We start from the raw sequence: 2,441 nt of genomic DNA on the forward strand, positions 1-2,441 counted from the left end.
ATGCTCACGGTTGATGAGGACCTCCTCGCTTGGTAGCTGGTTGCTCCTGTCCTGTGCAGCGATCCGCTCGTCCGGCGCGCCCTGGTCGCCGTAGATCAGGGGACGAAAGGACTCTGCGGGATCCGAGGCTTGGTGATGGTGCCCAGTTGGCACGAAAGACGATGTCACAACAGCGTCGTCTTTCCCAGGGAGGAGATTCTCTGGCCAACTGAATGCCTCCTGCGGCCCGCTGCGCTGCGCAGCGGCGTCCCCCTTGCTCTCAAGACTTTGAAATTTAAATGGGTCCCCGGGAGCAACGTCTGGCGCTGACTGGCCGAGCCGCTTGATCTGCTGGGGAAACGTCCCAACGGGGCTTTCCTTAACCGCGTCTCGGGCCTGTCGGTCCATGAGTTCAGAGTTCGTGAGATTATTTGCCGTTCCGAATGTATCGTCACCCCTGAGGCGGGTTTGTAGTGCCTGCCGATTGACGACGAGGTTGTTGAGGTTCACGTCTGGCAGGTCTGGCTGCCATCTTTGCAATCGCCCAACCAGCGCCCGCGTGCCGTCCACCACGTGGACTCCGCAATCCACCTCGTTTCTCTGCTGGGCGATGCGGGGTGAGTCCACGCGGGTCTCCAGGCTGACGCCCAGATTTTTTGCGAGCTTTTTTGCAAGCGGGTCATGCCATCCGCTGACGGAGTCATAATGATAGGCAACCGGCCGTTCCCGGTCGCTGCGATCAACGAACAGCAGCGACCAATGGGTGCCGCGCTCCGCAAGAGTCTTACCGCCATCGCTCACTGGCACGAACAGGAAGTCGGCTGTGTCGTTACCGTTCTGATTATGGACGATGCGCTGGAATGCGCTTAGCCTGTCGCTCTCGGAGCCCAAGCGCAGATGATAATTGGCTACGAGGGGATCCACGAACCGCGTCCGGGCGGCGAGATCTGGATTATTCCCCTGCAACTCCTGCTCCAGGAGCTGGTAATCCCTCAGGATATGTTCGTCGCCTAGCAATTCCAATGCGCCGAGCACCCGCCCGTCTTTAGCTTTCCCAGGGGGCTTCTCTGGCCGACCCAATGCCTCCTGCGGCCCGCTGCGCTGCGCAGCGGCGTCCCCAATGGCACGAGCCTCCATGCCGACTGCGTCTTCCGGACGAGCAGCAAGGGCAATTTCGCGCCCGGGTGCGAACTTCCGGAGATGAGCTAGTGCACTGATCCCACCGGAGTTCACATAGCGCTTGGCATCTTCATCCAGCGACCCCTCGTGAAGCCGATCCGCAATCCCCGGCTTGTTGTTTTCATGCAGGTATTCACTGAAACGTCTAGGAGCAGATCCATAGGTCTGAATGGTACCGGGATTCGGCCCGGTCGGCGCTGCCTTGTACTCTCTGATGGGAGCCGCTGTGTAATCTCTGATGAGCGCGGCGTCGGCAGGGTCGGGATTCCGGACAGCGGCGCGGTCCAGCACTGGCGCTCCGCCCGCCCACGTCTTGAGATGACCCACTGCTCTAGCCACGTCCGAGGAGCCACTCTTGCTCTCGTACTCCTTGAGATCCGGATCCAGCGACTCCTCGTGAAGCCGAGCAGCAAATCCCGGCCTGTTATTATCAAAGAGCCAACGACCAAAGCCGAGAAGAGAATTTACATGGCGCTTGACCGTGCTCTCCAATGCTGACCTCAGCCCTTCGACAACGGTCGCATCGTTGGAATAAAGAGGACGCTTGTCGGGACCGGAGACCCCTATTGGAGGATCTGGCTGCACCGCCGCCGGCACAGAACGAGCAGGGTCACGCAACTCGGACGGTGAGGGGGGATTCAGATCAACCACTGACGAATCCGGCGCATGAAGATGGCGCGCCGTTGAGTGACCCGGCTGCAGCACCGAGGCACCCAGCATCGAACCACTGCCTCCGGCGTAGGGCGCCGCGGCGTGTTCTTGTCCGCTCCCTTGCACCATGAGTTGCGCCTCCCATGGCGATGTATCCACTTGAGGGCCGGGATCATGCACTGGTTCGTCCATTTGCTTTTGCAACAGAGCCCACCTTTCGGCCACCGCGGCCTCGCCAACCGCGGAGGGCGTCTCCTCAGCCCTGGCGAACGCTGGCCCGGCAGGCGCCGCCGGCACAGAACGAGCATGGTCACGCAACTCGAACGGTGCGAGGGGATTCAGATCAACCACTGACGAATCCGGCGCATCATGATGGCGCGCCCTTGAGTGACCCGGCTGCAGCACCGAGGCACCCAGCATCGACCCACTGCCTCCGGCGTAGGGCGCCGCGGCGTGTTCTTGTCCGCTCCCTTGCGTCATGAGTTGCGCCTCCCATGGCGATCGTAGAAGGTCCGCGTGCGGAATCGAGTCGAAATATCCCGACAAATCAGCGTCGACCGTCTGCTTTTGCAACCGAGCCAGCCTTTCGGCCACCGCGGCCTCGCCAACCGCGGAGGGCGTCTCCTCAGCCC

General features: G+C 61.6%; 1 protein-coding gene. It reads right to left on the minus strand.

Features of this window, described 5'->3' with window-relative positions:
- The coding region (locus NKI61_RS32725) for a Ulp1 family isopeptidase (protein WP_352842411.1) at nucleotides 1–2,013 on the minus strand (2,013 nt) is incomplete at its 3' end.
- Nucleotides 2,014–2,441: the final 428 nt, after the last annotated feature.

This window comes from Mesorhizobium sp. M0514 (assembly GCF_040321145.1).
Lineage (GTDB): Bacteria > Pseudomonadota > Alphaproteobacteria > Rhizobiales > Rhizobiaceae > Mesorhizobium.